The sequence below is a fragment of the Streptomyces sp. Ru71 genome (assembly GCF_002920535.1).
Classification (GTDB): domain Bacteria; phylum Actinomycetota; class Actinomycetes; order Streptomycetales; family Streptomycetaceae; genus Streptomyces.
Map to the genome: position 1 here is coordinate 1 of NZ_PQSS01000107.1, position 22,994 is coordinate 22,994.

16 protein-coding genes are annotated in these 22,994 nt (G+C 71.5%); 2 read left to right on the top strand and 14 right to left on the bottom strand.

Annotated features, from left to right (window positions below; all coding sequences use genetic code 11):
- Nucleotides 1-259: 259 nt before the first annotated feature.
- From C3489_RS35085 to C3489_RS35115, 7 genes are all read right to left on the bottom strand, one after another.
- A complete protein-coding gene (locus C3489_RS35085) occupies nucleotides 260-1,963 on the bottom strand; it encodes a proline--tRNA ligase (protein ID WP_103786182.1) in 1,704 nt (567 codons plus the stop codon).
- 73 nt (nucleotides 1,964-2,036) lie between these two features.
- The gene (locus C3489_RS35090; protein WP_103786183.1) at nucleotides 2,037-2,567 is read right to left on the bottom strand and encodes a GNAT family N-acetyltransferase; all 531 of its coding nucleotides are present in this window, start codon (nucleotides 2,565-2,567) and stop codon (nucleotides 2,037-2,039) included.
- A 36-nt stretch (nucleotides 2,568-2,603) separates the two neighbouring features.
- Nucleotides 2,604-3,452 carry a GNAT family N-acetyltransferase gene (locus C3489_RS35095; protein WP_103786184.1) on the bottom strand — a complete coding sequence of 283 codons (849 nt, stop codon included), beginning with the start codon at nucleotides 3,450-3,452 and terminating at the stop codon, nucleotides 2,604-2,606.
- 211 nt (nucleotides 3,453-3,663) lie between these two features.
- Entirely contained in the window at nucleotides 3,664-4,821 is a 1,158-nt protein-coding gene (gene ispG, locus C3489_RS35100; RefSeq protein ID WP_103786185.1) for a flavodoxin-dependent (E)-4-hydroxy-3-methylbut-2-enyl-diphosphate synthase, read from the bottom strand.
- A 170-nt stretch (nucleotides 4,822-4,991) separates the two neighbouring features.
- Entirely contained in the window at nucleotides 4,992-6,296 is a 1,305-nt protein-coding gene (locus tag C3489_RS35105; RefSeq protein ID WP_103786186.1) for an RIP metalloprotease, read from the bottom strand.
- Nucleotides 6,293-7,549: a 1-deoxy-D-xylulose-5-phosphate reductoisomerase gene (gene dxr / locus C3489_RS35110; protein WP_103786187.1), complete on the bottom strand. Its 1,257-nt coding sequence runs from the start codon at nucleotides 7,547-7,549 to the stop codon at nucleotides 6,293-6,295. The genes C3489_RS35105 and dxr overlap by 4 nt, the downstream gene beginning before the upstream one ends.
- Nucleotides 7,550-7,623: 74 nt before the next feature.
- Nucleotides 7,624-9,585: an acyl-CoA dehydrogenase family protein gene (locus C3489_RS35115; protein ID WP_103786188.1), complete on the bottom strand. Its 1,962-nt coding sequence runs from the start codon at nucleotides 9,583-9,585 to the stop codon at nucleotides 7,624-7,626.
- A gap of 308 nt (nucleotides 9,586-9,893) precedes the next feature.
- Between C3489_RS35115 and C3489_RS35120 the strand changes: the two genes are divergently transcribed.
- Nucleotides 9,894-10,901, top strand: a complete 1,008-nt coding sequence (locus C3489_RS35120; protein ID WP_103786189.1) for a LacI family DNA-binding transcriptional regulator — start codon at nucleotides 9,894-9,896, stop codon at nucleotides 10,899-10,901.
- A 46-nt stretch (nucleotides 10,902-10,947) separates the two neighbouring features.
- On the opposite strand, the gene C3489_RS35125 is transcribed toward C3489_RS35120, so the two are convergent.
- Genes C3489_RS35125 through C3489_RS35150 form a run of 6 tightly spaced genes read right to left on the bottom strand, consistent with a single transcriptional unit; the run spans nucleotide 10,948 to nucleotide 19,503 of the window.
- Entirely contained in the window at nucleotides 10,948-11,655 is a 708-nt protein-coding gene (locus C3489_RS35125; protein WP_103786190.1) for a hypothetical protein, read from the bottom strand.
- Between the two features lie 34 nt (nucleotides 11,656-11,689).
- Complete coding sequence (locus C3489_RS35130; RefSeq protein WP_103786191.1) at nucleotides 11,690-13,882, bottom strand: glycoside hydrolase N-terminal domain-containing protein; 2,193 nt, start codon at nucleotides 13,880-13,882, stop codon at nucleotides 11,690-11,692.
- Nucleotides 13,879-15,855, bottom strand: coding sequence for a beta-galactosidase (locus C3489_RS35135; RefSeq protein ID WP_103786192.1), 1,977 nt, complete (start codon nucleotides 15,853-15,855; stop codon nucleotides 13,879-13,881). The genes C3489_RS35130 and C3489_RS35135 overlap by 4 nt, the downstream gene beginning before the upstream one ends.
- Nucleotides 15,852-16,787 carry a carbohydrate ABC transporter permease gene (locus tag C3489_RS35140; protein ID WP_103786193.1) on the bottom strand — a complete coding sequence of 312 codons (936 nt, stop codon included), beginning with the start codon at nucleotides 16,785-16,787 and terminating at the stop codon, nucleotides 15,852-15,854. Before C3489_RS35140 ends, C3489_RS35135 begins: the two co-directional genes overlap by 4 nt.
- On the bottom strand, nucleotides 16,784-17,785 hold the full coding sequence (locus tag C3489_RS35145; protein WP_103786194.1) for a sugar ABC transporter permease: 1,002 nt from the start codon (nucleotides 17,783-17,785) through the stop codon (nucleotides 16,784-16,786). The genes C3489_RS35140 and C3489_RS35145 overlap by 4 nt, the downstream gene beginning before the upstream one ends.
- 29 nt (nucleotides 17,786-17,814) lie before the next feature.
- Nucleotides 17,815-19,503, bottom strand: a complete 1,689-nt coding sequence (locus C3489_RS35150) for an extracellular solute-binding protein (RefSeq protein WP_103786195.1) — start codon at nucleotides 19,501-19,503, stop codon at nucleotides 17,815-17,817.
- Nucleotides 19,504-19,737: 234 nt separating this feature from the next.
- On the opposite strand from C3489_RS35150, the gene C3489_RS35155 reads away from it, so the two are divergent.
- A complete protein-coding gene (locus tag C3489_RS35155) occupies nucleotides 19,738-22,557 on the top strand; it encodes a glycoside hydrolase family 3 C-terminal domain-containing protein (RefSeq protein WP_181139972.1) in 2,820 nt (939 codons plus the stop codon).
- Nucleotides 22,558-22,623: 66 nt separating this feature from the next.
- Here C3489_RS35155 and C3489_RS35160 read toward each other — a convergent pair.
- Nucleotides 22,624-22,994: aldehyde dehydrogenase family protein (locus C3489_RS35160; RefSeq protein ID WP_146075391.1), on the bottom strand; the 371-nt coding region annotated here is incomplete at its 5' end.

A 22,994-nucleotide genomic window follows, 5' to 3' on the forward strand; every position in this document is an offset into this window, starting at 1 on the left:
GGCGGACACCCCCCACCCCGCCCCCTCCCCGCCGCCGGCGGCTATCCCGCCGTCGCGGCCGGGCACGTCCATCTGCCCCCGCTGCGGGCAGTCGTGCCTCCCCCAGTGCCTTAAGGGCCTGGGAGGTGCCCCCAGGGCGGCACGGGTGGGCGCTGGGGGTCCCCCCTGCTCGAAGAGCTTGGGGGAGGCACCCCGTAGCGCCGGGCTGCGCCACCCACCCCCGGCCCGCCGCCGTGCCGGGGGTGATGGGAGACCCGGGTCAGGAGGAGGTGAGGCGGGTGATGGCTTCGGCCATCGGGAGTTCCTCGCGTTCGCCCGTGCGGCGGTTCTTCAGTTCCAGGACTCCCTCCGCCGCGCGGCGGCCCGCGACCAGGATCCACGGGACGCCGATCAGTTCCGCGTCGGTGAACTTCACGCCGGGAGAGACGCCGGCGCGGTCGTCGACGAGGACGCGGACGCCCGCCGCGGACAGCTTCTCGGAGACGTCGAGGGCCAGCTCGGTCTGCAGGGCCTTGCCGGCGGCGACCACGTGGACGTCGGCCGGGGCGACCTCCTTGGGCCAGCACAGGCCCTTGTCGTCGGCGGTCTGCTCGGCGAGGGCCGCGACCGCGCGGGAGACGCCGACGCCGTAGGAGCCCATGGTGACGCGGACCGGCTTGCCGTTCTGGCCGAGGACGTCCAGCTTGAGCGCGTCGGCGTACTTGCGGCCCAGCTGGAAGATGTGGCCGATCTCGATGGCGCGGTCCAGCTTGAGGCCGGTGCCGCACTTGGGGCAGGGGTCGCCCTCCTGTACGACCACGACGTCGACGTACTCGTCGACCTCGAAGTCGCGCCCGGCGACGACGTTCTTGGTGTGCGTGTCGGCCTTGTTGGCGCCGGTGATCCACGCGGTGCCGGGGGCGACGCGCGGGTCGGCGATGTACTTCACCTTGTCCAGGCCCTGCGGGCCGACGTAGCCGCGGACCAGGTCGGTGCGGGCCGCGAAGTCGGCTTCGGTGACCATCTCGACCGTGGCGGGGGCGAAGTGCGCCTCGACCTTGTCCATGTCGACCTCGCGGTCGCCGGGCACGCCGACGGCGACGATCTCGCCGTCCACCTTGACCAGGAGGTTCTTGAGCGTGGCGGAGGCCGGGACGCCGAGGGAGGCGGCCAGGGTCTCGATGGTGGGGGTGGCGGGGGTCGGGATGTCCTCGGCGGCGGGTACGCCGGTGGCGTCGACCGGCTTCAGGTCGTAGGTGATCGCCTCGGTGTTGGCCGCGAAGTCGCAGTTCGGGCAGTCGGCGAAGGTGTCCTCGCCGGCCTCGGCCGGGGCCAGGAACTCCTCGGACTTGGAGCCGCCCATCGCGCCGGCGGTCGCGGCGCAGATGCGGTAGTCCAGGCCGAGGCGCGCGAAGATCTTCTGGTAGGCCTCGCGGTGCAGGGCGTAGGACTTGGCGAGGCCCTCGTCCTCCGTGTCGAAGGAGTAGGAGTCCTTCATCAGGAACTCGCGGCCGCGCAGGATGCCGGCGCGGGGGCGGGCCTCGTCGCGGAACTTCGTCTGGATCTGGTAGAGGATCACGGGCAGGTCCTTGTAGGAGGACGCCTGGTCCTTCACCAGCAGGGTGAAGATCTCCTCGTGGGTGGGGCCGAGGAGGTAGTCGCCGCCCTTGCGGTCCTGCAGGCGGAACAGCTCGGCGCCGTACTCGTCCCAGCGGCCGGTCGCCTCGTACGGCTCGCGCGGCAGGAGGGCGGGCAGGGAGACCTCCTGGGCGCCGATGGCGTCCATCTCCTCGCGCACGATCCGCTCGACGTTGGCGAGGACCTTCTTGCCGAGCGGCAGCCAGGTCCAGATGCCGGCGGCGGTGCGGCGGACGTAGCCTGCGCGCACGAGCAGCTTGTGGCTGAGGACCTCGGCGTCCGCCGGGTCGTCGCGCAGCGTCTTCGCCATCAACTGGGACATGCGCTGGACCGGTGCGTTCGCCATGGCTCTCTTACTCCCGCTATGTGTAGGTGATGGCTAGGAGGTTAGCCGGGCGTCCGCCGTGGCCGGAAATCCGTTACCGGCGGCGCAGCGGGAGGGGGGCGCCCATCACGGCGTACGGCTTGGGGGCGCTGGGGAAGTGGACCTGGCGGGCCAGGTCGCGGTAGCCGAGGGAGCGGTACAGCGCGCGGGCGGGGCTCTCGGTGTCGATCGCGGAGAGGATCGAGCGGGGCTCGGTGGCGCTGTCGGTGATCGTCGTGATCAGGCTGCGGCCGATGCCGCGGTTCTGGTGGTCGGGGTGGACGTGCAGCTCGGTGATCACGAAGGCGTCGTCGAGCCACTCCTCGTGTCCCTGGGCGCGCAGGTAGGGCTCGACGACGGTGGACCACCAGTGGGTGCGGTCGTTGGGCATCCCGTAGACGAACCCGGCGAGGCGGCCTTCGACGGTGGCACCGAGGGCGCGGGCGCCCGGGTACGCCATGTGCCGGATGACGATCTGGCGGCGGACGGCCACCTCGTCGGCGCCCAGCCCGAAGGCGACGGCCTGCACGGCCAGTGCCTCGTCGACGTGGGCGGACAGGTCCAGGGGGCCGATCTCGACATCCATGCCGGGAGCCTACCCGCGTGGTTCACGGAAGGTCGCTCAGAACAGGACGCTCATGAACTCGCCGACCTCCTGGAACCCCACCCGGCGGTAGGTGCGGCGTGCCGGGGTGTTGAAGTCGTTGACGTACAGGCTCACCACGGGGGCCACGTCGGCCAGGGCGTAGCGCAGTACGGCCGCCATGCCGGGGGCGGCCAGACCCTTGCCCCGGTACTCGGGGGCCACCCAGACGCCCTGGATCTGGCAGGCCTGGGGGGTCGCGGCGCCGATCTCCGCCTTGAACATCACCTTGCCCTGGTCGTCGAGGCGGGCGAAGGAGCGGCCGGCGCCGACGAGTTCGGCGACCCGGGCCTGGTAGAGCAGGCCGCCGTCGCCGGCCATGGGGGAGACGCCGACCTCCTCGGTGAACATCGCCACGCAGGCCGGCATGATCGTCTCCATCTCGTCCTTGCGGACGCGGCGGACGTAGGGGTCCGGGGCGACGGTGTCGGGCATGCGGTCGGTGACCATCAGCGGCTGGTGGGCGCGCACCTCGCGGGCGGGGCCCCAGTGCGGCTCCAGCAGCCGCCACAGCTGCGCGGTGGGGCCGGCGGGGCCGACGATCGAGGAGCAGCGGCGGCCGGCCCGGCGGGCGCGGTCGGCGAAGGCGCGTACGGCGCGCGGGGTGGCGCAGAGGGGGACCAGGTTGGCGCCCGCGTAGCACAGGGACGTCAGCATGCCGTCCTCGTACCAGCCCCACATCTCGCCGCCGAGCCGCCATGGGTCGAGACCCGCGACCTGGACGCGGGACGTCACGAAGGCGTTGTGGACCGGCTCGCGGTTCAGGACGGCGAGCGCGGCGTCCAGGTCGCTCGGTTCGAGGACCCGTGAGGTGGTCTGGGTCAACACGGGCGGGGCCTCACGGTCGGGGTCTACGGGTGCGGTGCGCTGATCTCCGCACTATAGCTGCGCTGCTTTACCGGGCGCCTTCCAGCTCGGAGGGCTGTGCAACGTTGGCGGGCACGGGTCGACGGTGGCTGGTCGCGCCCGCGCGGCGGAGCCGCACATCGATACAGCCCCGCGCCCCCTTACGGCGTTACCCTGCCCGGCATCAGGAGGTTCAGCCCGCCACCGTCACCGACGGTTCGCCGGAGGCGGTGCCGTCCTTCTCCATCTGCTCGGCGAGCTTCATCGCCTCTTCGATCAGGGTCTCGACGATCTTGGACTCGGGGACCGTCTTGATGACCTCGCCCTTGACGAAGATCTGGCCCTTGCCGTTGCCGGAGGCGACGCCGAGGTCGGCCTCGCGGGCCTCGCCGGGGCCGTTGACGACGCAGCCCATGACGGCGACGCGCAGCGGGACGTCCATGCCGGTGAGGCCGGCGGTGACCTCCTCGGCGAGCTTGTAGACGTCGACCTGGGCGCGGCCGCAGGACGGGCAGGAGACGATCTCCAGGCCGCGCTGGCGCAGGCCCAGGGACTGCAGGATCTGCAGGCCGACCTTGACCTCCTCGGCGGGCGGGGCCGAGAGGGAGACGCGGATGGTGTCGCCGATGCCCTGGGAGAGCAGGGCGCCGAAGGCGACGGCGGACTTGATGGTGCCCTGGAAGGCGGGGCCGGCCTCGGTGACGCCGAGGTGGAGGGGGTAGTCGCACTGCTCGGCGAGCTGGCGGTAGGCCTCGATCATCACGACCGGGTCGTTGTGCTTGACCGAGATCTTGATGTCGCGGAAGTCGTGCTCCTCGAAGAGGGAGGCCTCCCACAGGGCCGATTCGACCAGGGCCTCGGGGGTCGCCTTGCCGTACTTCTGCAGCAGGCGCCGGTCCAGGGAGCCGGCGTTGACCCCGATGCGGATCGGGGTGCCGTGGTCCTTGGCGGCCTTGGCGATCTCCTTGACCTTGTCGTCGAACTGCTTGATGTTGCCGGGGTTGACGCGGACGGCGGCGCAGCCGGCCTCGATCGCGGCGAAGACGTACTTGGGCTGGAAGTGGATGTCCGCGATGACCGGGATCTGGGACTTGCGGGCGATGGTGGCGAGCGCGTCGGCGTCGTCCTGGGTGGGGCAGGCGACGCGGACGATCTGGCAGCCGGATGCCGTCAGCTCGGCGATCTGCTGGAGGGTGGCGCCGATGTCGGACGTGCGGGTCGTGGTCATCGACTGCACGGAGACGGGGGCGTCCCCGCCGACCGCCACGGTTCCGACCTGGATCTGCCGGCTCTTCCGGCGCTCGGCGAGCTTGGTCGGTACGGACGGCATGCCGAGTGAAATCGCAGTCATCTGCTGTGCAACCCCAAGTCGTGGATCAAGGTCCCGGTCCCGTCGGTGGCGGGATTCCAGGGTTCGAGATTACGGCACGGGGGATCGAGCGGGCACATCCCACCCGCAAACCCACTCGAAGGAGAACGGCCGGGCACCGTGGGTGCCCGGCCGCCGGAAATCCCGGGTGGCTAGGAGATTCTCACCGGGTTAACCACGTCCGCGATGAGGACGAGGATGGTGAAGCAGATGAAGATCCCGGCCACCACGTAGGCCACCGGCATCAGCTTGGCCACGTCGAACGGGCCGGGGTCGGGGCGGCGCAGCACCTTGGCGGTGTTGCGGCGCAGGGCCTCCCACAGGGCGCCCGCGATGTGCCCGCCGTCGAGCGGGAGCAGCGGGAGCATGTTGAACAGGAACAGGGAGAGGTTGAAGCCGGCGACCAGCATCAGGGCCATGCCGAGCTGCTGGGTGGGCGGGATGTCCAGGGTGAAGATCTCACCGCCGACGCGGGCCGCGCCGACCACGCCCATGGGCGAGTCGGGGGCGCGGGGGGCGCCGTGGAAGGCGGCGTCCCACAGGGCGGGGATCTTGGCCGGCAGTGCGGCGAGGGAGTCGACCGCGTCGCCGACCCGGTCGCCCATCCAGGTCAGGGACTCGCCGAAGTCCTGCTTGACGACGCCGGTGGCGGCGCTGAAGCCGAGGAAGCCGGCCTTGACGTACTCGCCCTGGACGTAGGCACCGGAGGAGTCCTTCTTGGCGACCATGTTGGTGGCGATCTTCGCGTGCAGGGTCACTTCCTGGCCCTTGCGGTCGACGGTGATCGGCACGGTCCGGCCGGCGCTGTCCCGGATGAGGTCGGACAGGGTGTTCCAGTCGTCGGTGCGCCGGCCGTCGAAGGCGACGATCTTGTCGCCGGCCTTCATTCCGGCGGCCGCCGCCGGGGAGGCGGGGTCCGTCTTCTTGCACGTGTCGCGGTTCTCGCTCTGCGAGATCACACAGGGCGAGACGGAGGAGACGGTGGTGGTCTGCTGCTGGATGCCGAAGCCCATCAGGACGACGAGGAACAGGGCGACGGCGAGGATCAGGTTCATGAAGGGGCCCGCGAACATCACGATGACCCGCTTCCACGGCTTGCGCGTGTAGAACAGCCGTGTCTCGTCACCGGGCTGGAGTTCCTCGTAGGCCGCCGAGCGGGCGTCCTCGATCATGCCGCGCCACGGGGAGGTGGAACGGGCGGTGATCTTCCCGTCGTCGCCGGGCGGGAACATGCCGATCATGCGGATGTAGCCGCCGAACGGGACGGCCTTGACGCCGTACTCGGTCTCGCCCTTCTTCCGCGACCAGATGGTCGGGCCGAAGCCCACCATGTACTGCGGCACCCGGATGCCGAACAGCTTGGCCGTGGAGAGATGCCCCAGCTCGTGCCAGGCGATCGAGACCAGCAGGCCGACCGCGAAGACCACTATGCCGAGGATCATCATCAGGGTCGTCATGCACGGGCCTCCGCCGTCTTCGCTGTCAGTTCCCTGGCCCGGGCCCTCGCCCAGGTCTCCGCTTCGAGGACGTCCGGCACGGTGAGTGAAGTTCCCGTGACCGGGGTGCCGTGTTCCTCGACCACCCGGGTGACGGTGTCCATGATCCCGTTGAAGGGCAGTGCGCCGCGCAGGAACGCGTCCACGCACTCCTCGTTGGCCGCATTGAACACCGCCGGGGCGGTGCCCGCGAGCGTACCCACGTGGCGGGCGAGGTTCACGGAGGGGAAGGCGTCGTTGTCGAGCGGGAAGAACTCCCACGTGGAGGCCTTGCTCCAGTCGAAGGCCGGCGCGGCGTCGGGGACGCGCTCGGGCCAGCCGAGCCCGATGGCGATCGGCCCGCGCATGTCGGGGGGCGTCGCCTGGGCGATCGTCGATCCGTCCGTGAACTCCACCATCGAATGGACATACGACTGCGGGTGCACGACGACCTCAATGCGGTCGAAGGGAATGTCGTACAGCAGGTGTGCCTCGATGACCTCCAGGCCCTTGTTGACCAGGGTCGCGGAGTTGATCGTGATGACGGGGCCCATGGCCCAGGTGGGGTGGGCGAGGGCGTCGTCGACGGTGACCTGTTCCAGGTCCGCCCTGGTGCGGCCGCGGAAGGGGCCGCCGGAGGCGGTGACGACGAGTTTGCGCACGTCGGCGCGGGTGCCGGCGGCGAGCGCCTGGAAGAGCGCGGCGTGCTCGGAGTCGACGGGGATGATCTGGCCGGGCTTGGCGAGCGCCTTGACCAGCGGGCCGCCCACGATGAGCGACTCCTTGTTGGCGAGCGCGAGGGTGCGGCCCGCCTCCAGGGCGGCGAGGGTGGGCGCGAGGCCGATGGAGCCGGTGATGCCGTTGAGGACGGTGTGACAGTCGGACGCGGCGAGGTGGGTGGCCGCGTCGGGGCCGGCGAGGATCTCGGGCAGCGGCTCGCCGGTGCCGTAGTGCCCGGTGAGGGCCTCGCGCAGCTGCGGTACGGCGTCCTCGCGGGCCACGGCGACGGTCCGCACCTTCAGCCGGTGGGCCTGCTCGGCGAGGAGGGCGACGCGGCCGCCGTTGGCGGACAGGGCGGTGACCCGGAACCGGTCGGGGTTGCGCAGCACGAGGTCGATGGCCTGGGTGCCGATCGAGCCGGTGGAGCCGAGGATCACGACGTCCTTCGGGCCGTCCGCGGTCACCGGGTCGTAGACGAGGTGCGGGTCGGCGAGGGGTGCGGGACTGTCACTCATTGCTCCATTGTGGCCGCCCGCACGCCCGTGACGGACAGGGTGTCCCCTGCCGTGGGGACACCCTGTGGGTCTTGTCACCGGATCGGGCGGTGCACGTTCTCCTTCTCGCTCGGGCCCGGGGTCGTGTCGGCGATCCAGGGGCCGTCGCCGGAGGCGTCGATGACGCCGTCCTCCAGCCAGGTGTAGGTGCCCGCGAGGACGCCCTTGACGACCTTGCGGTCCATGTCGTCGGTGTTGTTCCACAGCCGGCCGAAGAGCTCCTCGACGCGCAGCCGGGACTGGCGGCAGAAGAGGTCGGCGAGCTGGTAGGCCTCGCGGCCGTTGCGGCCCTGGGCGCGCAGCAGCTCGGCGCGTACGCAGGCGGCGCTCATCGCGAACAGTTCGGCGCCGATGTCGACGATCCGGCCGAGGAAGCCCTGCTTGGTCTCCATCCGGCCCTGCCAGCGGGACATGCCGTAGAACGTGGAGCGGGCCAGCTTGCGGGCGGTGCGCTCGACGTAGCGCAGGTGCCCGGAGAGGTCCACGTCCCGTTTGAACTCGCCATAGGCCGTGGGCAGCTGTCCGGGTCCGGCGACCAGTTTCGGAAGCCACTTGGCGTAGAAGACGCCCGCGTTCGCGCCGGCCTTGGCCTTGTCGGACAGGGACTTGCCGGGGTCGATGAGGTCGCCGGCGACCGACAGGTGGGCGTCGACGGCCTCGCGGGCGATCAGCAGGTGCATGATCTCCGTGGAGCCCTCGAAGATGCGGTTGATGCGCAGGTCGCGCAGCAGCTGCTCGGCGGGGACGGCGCGTTCGCCGCGGGCCGCGAGGGACTCGGCGGTCTCGAAGCCGCGGCCGCCGCGGATCTGGACCAGCTCGTCGGCCATCTTCCAGGCCATCTCGGAGGCGTACAGCTTGGCCAGCGCGCCTTCGATGCGGATGTCGTTGCGGTCCTCGTCGGCCATCTGGGAGGCGAGGTCGGTGACGGCCTCCAGGGCGAAGGTGGTGGCGGCGATGAAGGAGATCTTCGAGCCGACCGCCTCGTGCTGGGCGACGGGCTTGCCCCACTGCTCGCGGGCCGCCGACCATTCGCGGGCGATCTTCAGGCACCACTTGCCGGCGGCGACGCAGGAGGCGGGCAGGGACAGCCGGCCGGTGTTGAGGGTGGTCAGGGCGATCTTCAGGCCCTGGCCCTCCTCGCCGATGCGGTGGGCGGCGGGGACGCGCACCCGGTGGAAGCGGGTAACGCCGTTCTCGATGCCGCGCAGGCCCATGAAGGAGTTGCGGTTCTCCACGGTGATGCCGGGCGAGTCGGCCTCCACGACGAAGGCGGTGATGCCGCCCTTGTGGCCCTCGCTCCTCGGCACCCGGGCCATGACGACGAGCAGGTCGGCGACCACGCCGTTGGTGGTCCACAGCTTCACCCCGTCGAGGACGTAGTCGTCCCCGTCGGGTACGGCGCTGGTGGCGAGCCGGGCCGGGTCGGAGCCGACGTCCGGCTCGGTGAGCAGAAAGGCGCTGATGTCGGTGCGGGCGCAGCGCGGGAGGAACTTCTCCTTCTGCTCCTGCGTGCCGAACAGCTTCAGCGGCTGGGGTACGCCGATCGACTGGTGCGCGGACAGCAGCACGCCGATCGCGGGGCTGGCCGAGCCGGCCAGGGCGAGGGCCTTGTTGTAGTACACCTGGGTGAGGCCGAGCCCGCCGTACTTGGGGTCGATCTTCATGCCGAGGGCGCCGAGCTCCTTGAGGCCGTTGATCACCTCGTCGGGGATGCGGGCGTCGCGCTCGATGCGGGCGGCGTCGACCCGGGTCTCGACGAAGTCGCGCAGTTTGGCCAGGAAGGCCTCGCCGCGCTGGACGGCTTCGTCGGCGGGGAGCGGATGCGGGTGGATGAGGTCGAGCCGGAAGCGGCCGAGGAAGAGCTCCTTGGCGAAGCTGGGCTTGCGCCAGTGCTGTTCCCGGGCGGCCTCCGCCACCTCGCGGGCCTCGCGTTCGCTGACGGCGGGCCGGGAGGGCGGTGGGGTGGCTGGGGAGGAGGGAGTGGTGGGGGCGGACATGAGGGTCACCTCGCCGCGAAGAGGGATGTTCGGGGACCGTTCGTTACCGACCAGTGCTACTGGATCGTTGGTACCCGAAAGCGGACGTCCCCACCAGTCCTCGCGCGTCCGTTCAGCCGATGCCAGTACTGTCGCGGCACGGGCGGGTGGGGCGGGGACGGCCGGGGCAGTCCGGAGTCGAAGCGCTTCGACTCCCCACCCTGCGGCTTATGGACAGGCTGATGACCTGGGAGCTACTGTCGGCTCAGCGTCACCGCCCTGTCCGTACGACGCGCTGTCGAAGCGCTTCCCGCCGCTTGGAGAGCCGGATGGTCACCCTCGCCGAGGTCGCCCAGCACGCCGGAGTGTCGGCGAGCACGGTGAGCTATGTCCTCAGCGGCAAGCGGTCCATCTCCGCGACCACCCGGCAGCGGGTCGAGCGCAGCATCCGGGAGCTGGGCTACCACCCCAACGCCGGGGCGCGCGCCCTGGCCAGCAGCCGGTCGAACATCATCGCGCTGATGATCCCGCTGCGCACCGACATGTACGTGCCGGTGATGATGGAGATCGCCATCGCCGTCGCCACCAGCGCCCGCACCCACGGCTACGACGTGCTGCTGCTCACCGGCGAGGAGGGTCCCGACGCGGTGCGCCGGGTCACCGGCAGCGGGCTCGCCGACGCGATGATCCTGATGGACGTCGAGCTGGAGGACGGGCGGCTGCCGCTGCTGCGGGAGAGCGGCCAGCCCGCCGTGCTCATCGGACTGCCCGCCGACACCACCGGACTGACCTGCGTCGACCTGGACTGGGAGGCGACGGGCGCGCTGTGCCTTGAGCACCTGGCGTCGCTCGGCCACCGCGACGTCGCCGTCATCGGCGAGGCCCCGGCCGTCTACGAACGGCACACCGGCTTCGCCGAACGCACCCTGGACGGGCTGCGCTCCCGCGCCCGCGAGCTCGGCCTGCGGGTGCTGCACCGGCCGTGCGAGGGCGGGTACGACGCCGTGGCGGCCACGCTCGCCCGGATCTTCGACGAGCGGCCCGGCACCACCGGGTTCGTGGTGCAGAACGAGTCGGCGGTGGAGCCGCTGCTGGCCCTGCTGCGCCAGCAGGGCCGTGCCGTCCCGGAGGACGTGTCGGTGGTCGCCATCTGCCCCGAGCAGGTCGCCACCCAGGGTTCGGTGCGGCTGACGTCCGTCGCCGTGCCCGCCCAGGAGATGGGGCGCGACGCCGTGCGGCAGCTGGTCGCCAAGCTGGACGGGCGCGGCAGCGACGACGTCGTGCTGATCGCACCGGAGCTGACGGTCCGGGCCAGCTCGGGGCCGGCGCCTTCCTGAGCCGTGCGGCCGGTCCCGTAGGGGAGGGACCGGCCGCACCCTTCGCTCAGCCGCCGCTCACCGTGAGGTCGTTGGTGACGAAGTCCAGGCCGCCGGAGGACGAGGTGATCTCGTAGCCGAACTGGACGTCCCCGATCGTCTCGTCGCCGAACCAGCCCTTGGTGTCCTTGATCCACTTCAGGATCGGCAGGATGTTCACCGTGCCGGAGGCCGAGTTGGCGGTGCGCACGAAGGAGAACACCGCGTTGGCGCCGTTGTTCCCCTTGTAGACGCTCCAGGTGTGGCCGCCGAGCGTGACGTTGCCCTGCGAGGTGCCGAGGGGACCGACGGCTCCGGTCCTGTTGACCCAGAGCATGATCTCGTAGTCGTGGTCGGTGTCCCAGATGTCGTACGACGTGTTGTAGGCGCCGGAGGCCGGCACGGTGACGTTGTAGCTGCTGGTCAGCGAGGACAGCGAGGTGATCGGCTTGTCGATCACCTTCTTGGCGTTCGGGTAGGACTTGATGCCGCCGGTGTTCGGGTGGTTCGCCCAGACGCCCCAGTTGGTGCCGGAGTTGGCCCAGACGCACTGGCTGCCGGCGCCGGAGCCCCAGATGTTGTTGTAGAGGGTGTAGCCGTTCAGCGTCGTGTTGCCCCACTGGTCGCAGGTGTTCCAGACGGCGGCCGAGGCGGGGGCGGCGGCCAGGCCGACGGTGGCGCCGAGGGCCAGCGCCGGGGCGAGGACGGCCAGGGTGATCCTGGTGCGTGTGGCCATGGTGTCCCTTCCATGGGTGGGGGGAGGTACCGGATCACCGCGTCCCCAGGGTGAGGACGCGGTCTTCTCCGGCGACGAGGTCCAGGGGCTCGGCGCCGGAGGAAGTCCTGAGCTCGACCCGCACGGTCCGCGTGGGGTGCAGCACGGCGCGGGCGCCGTCGGGTGACCAGGTCAGGTCGAGCCGCGCGCCGAAGCGGGTGCGCAGTCCGCGCAGTTCACCCGCGGGGCAGGCGGCCGGGACCGCCGGGAGCAGCACCAGCCGGTCGGGCGTGGACTGCGCCAGCGACTCGACGAGGACGGCGGGCAGGGTGTGGGCGGCGTCGGCGTTGTAGACGTGGCGGTGGGGGTAGTGCGCGCTCATCAGGGAGGCGTGGAAGAAGTCGCCGCCCAGCACGGCGTCCAGGGCGCGGGTGACGCCGTCGGCGTCCCGGAGCCGGGCCGCGATCAGGGCCTGGTGGAGATGGCCGTGCGCGGAGTCGTTCTCGCTGCCGCGCAGCGCGAGGGCGCGGTGGGCGGCCTCGGCGAGCTCCGGGGTGTCGTACGGATTGATCTCCTCCAGCGGCCAGACGCCGTACAGATGGCTGAGGTGCCGGTGGTCGTAGCGGTCCCGCAGGCCCGGCCGGGCCCACTCGGCGAGCGCCCCGTCCTGGTTGACCCGGTGCGGGGGCAGCCGGTCGGCCAGGGCCCGCCAGCGGTCGGCGTCGGGGGTGCCCGGGTGGTAGGCGGCGGCGGTGCGCAGGGCGTGCCGGGCGGCGGAGAGGTCCATGGCGGCGTTCACCGTGATCCAGCTCGCGTTCGCGGGCCGGTTCTCGGGCGAGTAGGAGGGGACGACGACCAGGTGGCCGTGGGCGTCGGTGCGGGTGAGGAATTCCTGGTGGAAGCGGGCGGCCTCGGCGAGCGCGGCGGCGGTGCGCGGGTCGCGCACGCCACGGGTCTCGTCGTGGTCGACGAGCGGCTTGAGCAGCCAGTCGGCCCCCGCCGTCCACAGGTGCAGCGGGTACTCCCGGCTGAAGTGGTACGACCGTCCCGACTCGCCGTCGCTGTGCGCGGGTGCGACCGCGCCCCGGGTGCCGAAGATCGCGCGGGCGTTCTCCCGCCAGTCCGGCAGCTGACGGTCGATCAGGGCGGCCAGCGACTCGGTGACTTCGGGCAGGTCGGTGGACACCGCGGAGGCGGTCTGGAGGTTGAGGTTGGCGTCGTTGGTGAACGCCCCGGACCACGCCGTGTCCCAGTCGCCCGTCCACAGGCCGGTCAGACGGGGCGGGTTGAGTCCGGAGGCGGACAGCAGGTGGTAGCGGCCGGCGGCGAACAGGCGCTCCAGCAGGGCCGGGCTGTGCGGACGGGTGAGCAGCGCCGAGCCGGGCAGGGCGCGCTCGGCCGGGTCGGCGCGCAGGTCCAGGGTGACGCGGGTGTAGGCGGTGCGGTGCCGGGTGAGATGCCGCTCCAGCAGCGTCTCGTACGACGCCGGCAGCTCGCGCAGGGCCCGCGTCTCGGCGGTGACGTCCCACTCGCCGGTGTGCCGCCGCACCCGGGTGAGCAGCAGCAGGGCGTCGGCGCCCTCGATGCGGACGCCGGGCGGGGTGAGGGTGGTGCGGCCGCCGGTGACGGCGAGCAGGCAGACGCCGGTGTAGGCGCGGTCGCTGCCGGGGTACCGGGCGCGCAGGCTGAGGGCGGCGCCCTCGGGGGTGAGGAGCGCGCCGTGGCCGACGGCCAGGGTGGTGGGGGCGCCCGGGAGACGGTGGTCGAGGACGACGTCCAGGGTGCGGCCGGCGGAGGTGATGTGCTGGACGATCACGTCGTCGGCCCGGGAGACGAAGACACGGCCGGCCCAGCCGGCGCAGTGTGCCGTGGCCTCGCCGGTGGTGAAGTCGAGGGACCGGCGGTAGTCCCGCCGCTCGGCCGGCCGGCTGCGCAGCCGTGTCTGGAAGGCCGGGTGGAAGGGCTGCACCCATTGCGGTGGCCGGCCGTCGGTGAAGTCGTCGGCGGCGTTGGTGTCGCCGGCCAGCAGCCGGTCCTGGAGCGCGGGGAGCCGGCCGGCGAGGCGGGGCGGGCGGGCGTGCTCGGCGCCGTTGGGGCGGACCAGGGTGTGGTGCGTGACGACGACCCGTTCGTCGTCGGGGTCGCCGAAGACCAGGGCGCCGTGGTGGCCGTTGCCGGTGAGGAAGGCGTCCTCCCAGCGGGCGGCGGGCTCGGGCTCCCAGGTGCCGTGCACCGGCGTCCCGCTCATGGCCGCAGCACCGCCGCTCCGTGGCGCTCCAGGGTGATCGCGCCGGTGACGGCCGCCCCGGTCAGCAGTTCGGCGTGCGTACCGGGGACGGTGACGGTGACCGGATCGCGGCCGTGGTTCAGCAGGAACAGCAGCTCGCCTCGGCGTACGGCTTCCACGTGGGCCGGCAGGCCGTCCAGGGCCGGGCGGACACCGGCCTCGGCGGCGATGCGGGCCAGCAGGGAGCGCAGCGCGTCGGGCTCGGGGAGCGTGGAGAGGTACCAGGCGCGGCCCCGGCGCAGCACGGCGGGCAGCCCGTCCAGCTCGCCGCCCCGGTAGGGGATCGCCTCGTCGGGGTCGGCGGGCTCGATCTCCTCCGACCACAGGGTGCCGGTGAAGCCCTCGCAGGTCACGGACTCCCCCGTCTCCAGCGGCCACCACTCGTGCAGGACGCGGATGCCGAACAGCTCCCGCAGCCGGGCGTCCATGCCCCCGGGGCGGATGCGGTCGTCCTCGTCGGCGACCCCGGTGTGGAAGCCGCACACCAGGTGGCCGCCCCCATGGACGTAGGCCAGGAGGTTGTCGACGGCCGCGTCGGTGAGCAGGTACAGCTGCGGGACGAACACCGCCCGGTAGGCGGACAGGTCGTGTTCGGGGTGGGCGAAGTCCGCGGTGAGGTGGGCCTCGGTGAGGGCGCGGTGCCAGGCGTGCAGCAGGTCCGGCAGGCCGAAGCGGGTGGACGGGCGGGCCTCCTGGTCGCCGGCCCACCAGGAGTGCCAGTCGTGCAGGACGGCGACCTCGGCGGTGACGGCCGTGCCCGTGACGTGGGGGCCGAGCCGCGCCAGGTCGGCGCCGAGCTGCTTGACCTCCTGGAACGTACGCCCCTCCTCCCCCGCGTGGCCGAGCATCCCGGAGTGGAACTTCTCGGCGCCCTGCCGGGACTGGCGCCACTGGAAGTAGCAGATGGCGTCGGCGCCCCGGGCCACCGCCTGCAGGGACCACAGGCGGTTCAGCCCACGGGGTTTGGGGTGGTTGACGCCGCGCCAGTTGACCGCTCCGGCCGCCTGCTCCATCAGCATCCACGGCCCGTGTGCCTGGGAGCGGGTCATGTCCTGGACCAGGGCGCCGTGGTGGCGGGCGAGGGGGTCGCGCGGGTCGGGGTAGAGGTCGACGGAGACGACGTCCTCCTCCTCGGCCCAGCGCCAGGCGTCCTGCCCGGTCCACAACGGCATGAAGTTGGTGGTGACCGGGATGTGCGGGGTGTGCCGGGCGACGATGTCGCGCTCGGCGGTGAAGCACTCCAGCAGCATGTCGGAGGTGAAGCGGCGGAAGTCGAGCACCTGGGCGGGGTTCTTCAGGTAGTGGGTGCGGCGCGGGGGCAGGATGCCGTCCCAGGTGTCGTAGCGCTGGCTCCAGAAGGCGGTGCCCCAGGCCTCGTTGAGGGAGTCGAGGGTGCCGTACCGCTCGCGCAGCCAGCGGCGGAAGGCGGCTGCGGCCTCGTCGCCGTGGTCGTAGGTGCAGTACTCGTTGTTGATGTGCCACAGCGTGAGGGCGGGGTGGCCGCCGTAGCGGGCGGCGAGGTCCTCGGTGATGGCGGCGGCGTAGCGGCGGTAGGTGGCACTGGAGTGGGAGAAGTGCTGGCGGCCGCCCCACCGCTCCACGTGGCCGTCGGCGTCCCGGGGCAGGGTGTCCGGGTGCAGGCGGCCCATCCAGGGCGGGGGCGAGGCGGTGGGGGTGGCGAGGACGACGCCGATTTCGTGGTCGTGCAGCAGGTCCATGAGGCGGTCGAGCCAGCCGAAGTCCCGCTCGCCGGGCTGCGGTTCGAGCCGGGACCAGGAGAAGACGCCGACGGTGACGGAGTTGACGCCGGCCTCGCGCATCAGCCGGACGTCCTCCTGCCAGACCTCCTCCGGCCACTGCTCGGGGTTGTAGTCGCCGCCGAAGAGGACGCGGCCACGGGTGGCGTCGGCGAGTGCGGGGCGGCCGGTGCTCATCCCTTGACCGCCCCGGTCAGCATCCCCTTCTTGAAGTGCTTCTGCACGAACGGCGACAGCACGGCCACCGGCAGCAGCGCCATCACCATGACGGCCATCTGCACGGCGAGCCCGGACAGCTCGCCGGTCTTGATGGCCTGCCCCAGGCCGACGGGCGCCTCCTGCTTCTGCACCAGCTGGATCATGACGTTCTGCAGCGGCATCATGTCCTGGTCGTTGAGGTACAGCGAGGCGTTGAACCAGGCGCTCCAGTACCCGACGGCGTAGAACAGCGTGATCACGGCGAGGACGGCCCTCGACAGCGGCATGACGATCCGCCACAGGATGCGGAAGTCGCCCGCCCCGTCGATGCGTGCGCTGTCGATCAGCTCGGGCGAGATGCCCATGAAGAAGCCGCGCAGGACGAGGATGTTGAACACGCTGACGGCGCTGGGCAGGATCAGCGCGAGATAGCTGTCGGTGAGGCCGAGGGTCTGCACCAGCAGGTAGGTCGGGATGAGGCCGGCGCTGAAGAACATCGTCGCCATGAGCGTCATCAGGATCCAGCGGTGGCCGAGCGAGCCGCTGCGGGAGAGGCCGTAGGCGCACAGCACGGACACCGTCATGGAGAACAGCGTGCCGACGACGGTGACCAGGACGCTGATGACCGCGGCCCGGGTGACCTGGCCGCCGCCCAGCAGCTCCCGGTAGGCGACGAGGGTGACGCCCTTGGGGACCAGGACCAGGCCGCCGGCCTCGTCGATGGTCTGGCGGGAGGACAGGCTGGTGACGACGACGATCCACAGCGGGAAGAGGATCGCCAGGCAGGCGAGGGTGAGCACCAGGCCCTTGCCGGCGAGTCCGGCCCGGGTCGGCGGCTCCTCCCAGGCCGGCCGGGGCGGGGCGGACCAGGGACTCCGCTTGCGGGCGGGCTTGTCGAGAACGGCGGTCATTTCTTGTACACCCCCTGCTCGCCCATGAGATGGGCCACCTTGTTCGCGGTGAGGACCAGGCTGATGCTGACCACGCCCTTGACCAGTCCGGCGGCGGCCGCGTAGCCGAAGTCCTGGTTGCGTACGCCGTTCCACCACACGAAGGTGTCGAGCACCTCCGCGGCGCCGGGTCCGACGGCGTCGCGTTGCAGCAGGATCTGCTCGAAGCCGACGGTCAGCGCGTCGCCGACGCGCAGCACCAGCAGCAGGGCGATCACCGGGCGCAGCGCGGGCAGCGTGACGTGCCACATGCGGCGCCAGCGGTTCGCGCCGTCCATCGCGGCGGCCTCGTACAGGTCGGTGGGGACCGAGGCGAGCGCGGCGAGGAAGACGATGATCCCCCAGCCGGCGTCCTTCCACACGCTCTGCGCGGTGACCAGGAACTTGAAGGTCTCCGGGTCGGTCATGATGTCGAGGCCGTCGTAGCCGTGCTGCCGCAGCAGCTGCGACAGCAGCCCGGCACCGCCGAGCAGTTGCTGGAAGACGGCGATGACCAGCACCCAGGAGAAGAAGTGCGGCAGGTACAGCACTGCCTGCGCGACGGCCCGCACCCGGGGCCGGACCACGCTGTTGATGAGCAGCGCGAGCAGGATGGGCACCGGGAAGTACAGGGCGAGCTGGAGCACGAACAGCACCAGCGTGTTGGTCATCGCGTCCCAGAAGGCGGAGTCGGCGAAGATCCGCCGGAAGTTCTCAAGGCCGACGAAGGGGCTGTTCAGGATCGAGACGACGCCGTTGTCGCTGACGTAGGGGTCGTAGTCCTGGAAGGCGACGACGTTGCCGAGGATCGGTATGTAGTTGAAGAGCAGGACCAGCACCAGGGCCGGGAGCGTCATCAGGAGCAGCAGACGGTCGCGGCGCAGGCGGGCGCGCAGGCCCACCTTGCGCGACGGCGGCTTCGCGGCCGGCTGCTGTTCGGTGGTTGCGGCCCGGGTCCGGGACACCGTGCTGTGGGACACGGCCGTTCTCCTTGCCTGAAGGGTCCGGGTCAGTGGGCCGCGCCGTTGTCGTCGAGGAGCTTCTTGTACCAGTCGCGGAGTCTGTCGCCGCCCTTGCTCTTCCAGTCGGAGACGGCCTGCTGCATGTCGCTGATCTTCCGGCGGCCGCGGACGATGTCGTCCTCCAGCTGCTCGAAGTCGTTGGAGAGGTTGGTGTAGCGGGCGGGCTCGGTGATCTGCATGCCGTGGAAGGAGGACTTGCGGGTGAAGGCGCCCATCCGCTGCTGCCACTCGACCTGTCCGCGCGCGATCTCGGGGAAGTCGGGGTGGGCGATGGTCGCGGCGGGGCTCGCGACCATCACGTAGGCGTTCATCACGTCGATGTTGCCCTGGTCGGTCTTGACCGGGACGCCGTCCTTGACGGTGTAGTGGGTGCCCTCGACGCCGTAGTTGGTGAGCATGTACTCCTTGGTCCCGTACGGCGCCGCGGTCACGTTGGCGACGGCGAGGACGTCACGGACGACCGACTCGGGGGCCTTCTTGCTGACGAAGGCGAAGATGCCGGCGGGCTGTTCGGCCCACAGGGTGGGATTGCCTCCGTCGTGGCCGAAGACGTCCATGCCCCAGATCTTGAACTGGGGGTTGTGCGCGGCCTGTTCGGCCTGGCGACCCCACCACTGGGAGATGTTGTTGGGGTAGATGAGGAACTCGCCGGCGGCGAACTTGGGCCCCGGGTCGGGGGCGTTCTTGCCGAACCTGGAGTCGGGGTGGACGACCCCGGCGGCGAAGAGCTTGCGGGACCATTCGAGCGCCTCCAGGTACTCGGGGGTCTCGATGCGGTTGATCAGCTTGCCGTCGACGAGGTTCCAGCCGAGCGGCTTCTCGCTGCCGGAGAGCACGCCGAAGGCCTGGAAGGCGGTCCACTTCATGTCCAGGCAGGCCCAGCGCTTGGCCCTGGCGTTGGTGATCTCCTTGGCCAGGGCCATGAACGCGTCGGCCGAGCGCGGGATCTCGTACCCCTCCTTGTCGAAGATGTCCTTGCGGTACAGGGGCACGATGCCGGTGACGTAGGGGGCGGGCTGCGGCAGGCCGCGCAGTGCGCCGCCGAAGATCGAGCGCTGCCAGGCGTCGGTGGGGATGGCGGCGAGGTTCGGGTACTCCTTGACCTCGTCGCCCGACAGATAGGGGCCGAGGTCGGCGAACTTGCCGATGAGGGCGCTCGGGATCTTGCCGTTCATGTTCCAGCCGGGGACGACCACCACGTCGGGGATGTCGCTGGAGGCGAGGACCGCGCCGAGTTTCTGCTCGTAGGTGTTGCCGTCGTGGTTCTGCCACCGGACGTCGACGCCGATCAGGTCGTTCATCGCCCGGTAGTAGGCGTTGTCGCCCTTGGGCGGGGAGCCCCAGAACGGCGACATGATGGTCACCTTGCCGCCCTTGCCGAGCTTGCTCGGGACGGAGGTCTTCAGGCCGGCCAGGTCGAGCTTGCCGGTGAAGCCGATCGCGGAGCCGTTCTTCGCGGGGATGTCCGGGGCCACCACGTTGTTCGCCACATACGCCGGGAGGATCTTGCGGGCGTCGCCGCCCGATGTGGTGCCGTCGCGCGATCCGCTGTCCGAGCCGCCGCAGGCGGCGAGCAGCGGCACCCCTGCGGCCACCGCCGCGGTGGCTGCCGCGGTGGAGGCGAGGAAGCTTCTCCGGCTGGGCCCGGAGGGAGCGGAAGCGGCGTTCGGCGTCATTGCGTCAACCCTTCATGCCTTCATGGCACGCCAGGACACCCGGCGGTGGCCGTCGGCTGCGGTGTCTTCGGTGGAACTGGCTGAGCAGAAGCGGGACTTCAGCGAGTCGAAGCGCTTCGATGTTGCTGCGAGGTTAAGTGAAGGGGTGAGGGTGCACAAGAGTCGAGTTGCGGTCTCTTGACACCCGGCCGCTCGGCGGCTGAGCATCGAAGCGCTTCGAAAGGGGACCTTCACGTGACCGCACAGAACGCTCCCGCCCTGCCGTTCCGCGATCCGCAGCTGCCGCCTGCGAAGCGCGTCGACGATCTGCTGGGGCGCCTCACCCTGGACGAGAAGATCTCCTTCCTGCACCAGTTCGCGCCCGCCGTCGAGCGGCTCGGCATCGCCCCGTTCCGCACCGGGCAGGAGGCGCTGCACGGCGTGGCCTGGATGGGCCCGGCGACGGTGTTCCCGCAGGCCGTCGGCCTCGGCGCGACCTGGAACCCGGAGCTGGTGCGCCGGGTGGGCGAGGCGGTGTCGAAGGAGGTCCGGGCGATGGGCGCCGGCGACGAACGCGTCGGCCTCAACGTCTGGTCCCCCACCGTCAACCTGCTGCGCCACCCGCTGTGGGGGCGCAACGAGGAGGGCTACTCGGAGGACCCGAAGCTCACCTCGGCCATCGCCACCGCCTACACCCACGGCCTGCGCGGCGACCACCCGGTGTACTGGCGCACCGCGCCCGTCCTCAAGCACTGGCTCGCGCACAACAACGAGACACGCCGGGACACCACGTCCAGCTCGGTGCGGCCGCGGGTGCTGCACGAGTACGACCTGCGCGCCTTCCGCGAGACGGTGGAGGCGGGCGCGGTGGCCGGTGTGATGCCGGCGTACAACCTGGTAAACGGCCGCCCCAACCACGTCTCCCCGTATCTGCGGGAGCATCTGCGCCGGTGGACCGAGGAGGAGCTGCTGGTCTGCTCCGACGCGGGGGCACCCTCCAACCTGGTGGACTCCGAGCACTACTTCGCCACCCACGAGGAGGCGACGGCCGCCGCGCTGAAGGCGGGCGTCGACAGCTTCACCGACCACGGCACGGACTCGGGCCGGATCGTCGAGCGAGTGCACAAGGCGTACGCGCAGGGGCTGCTGACGGAGGCCGACATCGACACGGCGGTGCGCCGCCAGCTCTCGGTCCGCTTCCGGCTCGGCGAGTTCGACGGGTACGAGGACGCGGGCGCCTTCGACGCACCGGAACACCGGGAACTGGCGCGGGAGGCGGCCGAGCAGGCCATCGTGCTGCTGCGCAACGACGGGGTGCTGCCGCTGGCCGCCGGCACCCGGATCGCGGTGGCCGGGCTGCTCGCCGACGAGTGCAAGCTCGACTGGTACAGCGGCACGCTCATCCACCGCTCCACCCCGCTGGACGGGCTGTACGAGCGGTTCGGCGCGGACCGGGTGGAGTTCGCGGAGGGCGTGGACCGGGTGCGGCTGAAGACCCGCGCCGGGACGTACCTGCGCGTGCCGCCGGCCGACGACTCCCCCGATCCGGCACGCGGCGCCGAGGGCGCGCTGGACCCGGCGCTGCTCGCCGGGCGCACCGACCTGCCGCCGCTGACCACCTCCGCCGAGGGCAGCGAACTCGCCCTGGTGGACTGGGGCGAGGGCGTCCTCACCCTGCGCGCGTCCGACGGCCGCTATGTGTCCGTCGCCGAGGACGGCTTCGTGCGCGCCTCCGCCGACCAGCCCGGCGGCTGGGTCGTGCAGGAGACGTTCCGGCTGGAACCCCACGGCAGCGGTCACCTCCTGAGGCACCTGGGCACGGGCCGCCATGTCACGGTCGCCGCCGACGGCGTGAAGGTTGCCGAGGACGATCCCGAGGTCTTCGAGGTGGTCGTCACCGAGCGCGGCGAGGACGCGGTGGCGCGAGCCGCGGCCAGGGCCGACGTGGTGGTGCTGGTCGCGGGCAACGACCCGCACATCAACGGCCGGGAGACGGAGGACCGCAGCACGCTGCGGCTGCCGGCGCACCAGGAACTGCTGCTGCGCGCGGCCCTGGAGGCCAACCCGCGCACGGTGCTGGCGCTGGTGTCGTCCTACCCGTACGCGGTGGACGCCGAGCGGGTGCCGGCGGTGCTGTGGACGGCTCACGGCGGCCAGGCGGCCGGTACCGCGCTGGCCCGCGTCCTGGCTGGTGACGTCTCCCCCGCGGGCCGGCTCCCGCAGACCTGGTACGCCGACGACGCCGACCTGCCCGGCCTGCTGGACTACGACGTGATCGGCTCCCGCCAGACCTACCTGTACTTCGAGGGCACGCCCCTGTTCCCCTTCGGGCACGGGCTGTCGTACGCCACGTTCGCCTACGCGGACCTGCGGACGTCGGTCGCGGACGGCACGCTGCGGGTGTCCTGCACGGTGTCCAACACCTCGGCGCTCGCCGCGGACGAGGTGGCCCAGCTGTACACCCGGGCCGTGCAGCCGTCGGTGCCGAGGCCGCGCCGGGAGCTGCTGGCGCACCGCAGGATCACCCTGGCGCCGGGCGAGACGGCGGAGGTGTGCTTCGACGTCCCGCTGTCGGACTTCGCGTTCTGGGACGTGGCGCACAGCCGGTGGCGCCGCGAGCCGGGACCGTACGACCTGCTGGTCGGCGCCTCCAGCGAGGACGTGCGGCTGCGGACGACGGTGGTGCTGGACGGCGAGCCGGCGGCACCGCGTCCGGTGCGTGAACGGGGCCTGGAGGCGGCCGGCTTCGACGAGCAGAGCGGCGCGGAGATCGTGGACCGGACGAAGGTCTGCGGCGACGCGGTGACACCGGCGCCGGGCAGGACGGCCGAACTGCTCTTTCGGGCCTGCGACTTCGGGGCGGGGGTGCGGCGGCTGACGGCTCAGGTCGCGGGCGAGGGCCGGCTGGAGGTCTCGCTGGAGGGCGGACCGGTGCTGGCGGCGGTCGAGGCGAACGGCAGCGATCCGTACGTCTACACACGCCTCACCGCGGGATGCGTGGCCCAGAGCGTCCAGGACGTGCGCCTCACCCTGCGCGGCCCGCTACGGCTCGCGCACCTCGGCTTCTCGGGGTGAGGGCGGGTACGACAACGGCCCGAGCTCCCGCACAGTGAGCTCGGGCCGTTGGCCTTGGGGGGTCGGTCAGAGGGCGATGCCCGTCAGGACCAGGACCCGCTCGTAGGTGTAGTCGTCCATCGCGAACTTCACGCCCTCGCGGCCCACACCGGACTGCTTGACGCCGCCGTACGGCATCTGGTCGGCGCGGTAGGAGGGGACGTCGCCGATGACGACGCCGCCGACCTCAAGGGCGCGGTGGGCGCGGAAGGCGGTCTGCAGGTCGTGCGTGAAGATGCCCGCCTGGAGGCCGAACTTGGAGCTGTTGACCGTGGCGAACGCCTCGGCCTCGCCGTCGACCTTCTGCACGGTGAGGACCGGGCCGAAGACCTCCTCGCAGGCGATCGTCACATCGGCCGGGACCTCGGCGAGGACGGTCGGCGCGTAGGAGGCGCCGT

Bases quoted from the DNA above. Each gene is read 5' to 3' on its own strand.
- C3489_RS35085 (WP_103786182.1), bottom strand. From the start codon at position 1,963: ATGGCGAACGCACCGGTCCAGCGCATGTCCCAGTTGATGGCGAAGACG.
- C3489_RS35090 (WP_103786183.1), bottom strand. From the start codon at position 2,567: ATGGATGTCGAGATCGGCCCCCTGGACCTGTCCGCCCACGTCGACGAG.
- ispG (WP_103786185.1), bottom strand. From the start codon at position 4,821: ATGACTGCGATTTCACTCGGCATGCCGTCCGTACCGACCAAGCTCGCC.
- C3489_RS35105 (WP_103786186.1), bottom strand. From the start codon at position 6,296: ATGACGACCCTGATGATGATCCTCGGCATAGTGGTCTTCGCGGTCGGC.
- dxr (WP_103786187.1), bottom strand. From the start codon at position 7,549: ATGAGTGACAGTCCCGCACCCCTCGCCGACCCGCACCTCGTCTACGAC.
- C3489_RS35115 (WP_103786188.1), bottom strand. From the start codon at position 9,585: ATGTCCGCCCCCACCACTCCCTCCTCCCCAGCCACCCCACCGCCCTCC.
- C3489_RS35120 (WP_103786189.1), top strand. From the start codon at position 9,894: ATGGTCACCCTCGCCGAGGTCGCCCAGCACGCCGGAGTGTCGGCGAGC.
- C3489_RS35125 (WP_103786190.1), bottom strand. From the start codon at position 11,655: ATGGCCACACGCACCAGGATCACCCTGGCCGTCCTCGCCCCGGCGCTG.
- C3489_RS35130 (WP_103786191.1), bottom strand. From the start codon at position 13,882: ATGAGCGGGACGCCGGTGCACGGCACCTGGGAGCCCGAGCCCGCCGCC.
- C3489_RS35135 (WP_103786192.1), bottom strand. From the start codon at position 15,855: ATGAGCACCGGCCGCCCCGCACTCGCCGACGCCACCCGTGGCCGCGTC.
- C3489_RS35140 (WP_103786193.1), bottom strand. From the start codon at position 16,787: ATGACCGCCGTTCTCGACAAGCCCGCCCGCAAGCGGAGTCCCTGGTCC.
- C3489_RS35150 (WP_103786195.1), bottom strand. From the start codon at position 19,503: ATGACGCCGAACGCCGCTTCCGCTCCCTCCGGGCCCAGCCGGAGAAGC.